General features: G+C 53.0%; 1 rRNA gene (only partly in view). It reads left to right on the forward strand.

The annotated features are described in order from the left end of the window. The first annotated feature begins 37 nt into the window (after positions 1–37). Positions 38–1,180, forward strand: a 23S ribosomal RNA gene (locus FHS96_RS29330) (it continues 1,627 nt past the right edge of the window).

The raw sequence follows: 1,180 nt of genomic DNA on the forward strand, positions 1-1,180 counted from the left end.
ATCGAAGCCCAGCGTTGTCGTTGGTGGTGTGGACTCTCAAGCGTGAGGTAAGGGCATTTGGTGAATGCCTTGGCATGCACAGGCGATGAAGGACGTGGCACGCTGCGATAAGCGTCGGTGAGGTGTGAGCAACCTTTGACCCGACGATTTCCGAATGGGGAAACCCACCCTCACCATTTAATCTTGCGATCGGGCAACCGGTCCCAGGGTTAAATGGGAAGGGTATCACCGAAGTGAATACATAGCTTTGGTGAAGCGAACCCGGCGAACTGAAACATCTCAGTAGCTGGAGGAAAAGACATCAACCGAGATTCCGTAAGTAGTGGCGAGCGAACGCGGACCAGGCCAGTGCCTGGATGTGAGTTAGCAGAACGGTTTGGAAAGGCCGGCCATAGCGGGTGACAGCCCCGTATGCGAAAGCGATCATCCAGGACTTGAGTAGGGCGGGACACGTGTAATCCTGTCTGAACATGGGGGGACCACCCTCCAAGCCTAAATACTCGTGCATGACCGATAGTGAACCAGTACCGTGAGGGAAAGGTGAAAAGCACCCCGATGAGGGGAGTGAAACAGTACCTGAAACCGAATGCCTACAAGCAGTAGGAGGGTCCTTGAGGCCTGACTGCGTACCTCTTGCATAATGGGTCTGTGACTTAATCTGTCAAGCAAGCTTAAGCCGTTAGGTGTAGGCGCAGCGAAAGCGAGTCTGAATAGGGCGACTGAGTTTGACGGATTAGACCCGAAACCCGGCGATCTAGGCATGACCAGGATGAAGGTGGGGTAACACCCACTGGAGGTCCGAACCGATTAACGTTGAAAAGTTACCGGATGAGTTGTGTTTAGGGGTGAAAGGCCAATCAAGCCGGGAAATAGCTGGTTCTCCGCGAAAACTATTGAGGTAGTGCCTCGGACGAATACCAATGGGGGTAGAGCACTGGATGGGCTAGGGGGTCGCGAGATCTACCAAACCTAACCAAACTCCGAATACCATTGAGTACTATCCGGGAGACAGACGGCGGGTGCTAAGGTCCGTCGTCAAAAGGGAAACAGCCCTGACCTACAGCTAAGGTCCCCAAGTCACGTCTAAGTGGGAAAGCATGTGGGATTTCCAAAACAACCAGGAGGTTGGCTTAGAAGCAGCCATCCTTTAAAGAAAGCGTAACAGCTCACTGGTCTAAAT

The organism is Sphingomonas zeicaulis, from assembly GCF_050433225.1.
GTDB lineage: Bacteria > Pseudomonadota > Alphaproteobacteria > Sphingomonadales > Sphingomonadaceae > Sphingomonas_D > Sphingomonas_D zeicaulis.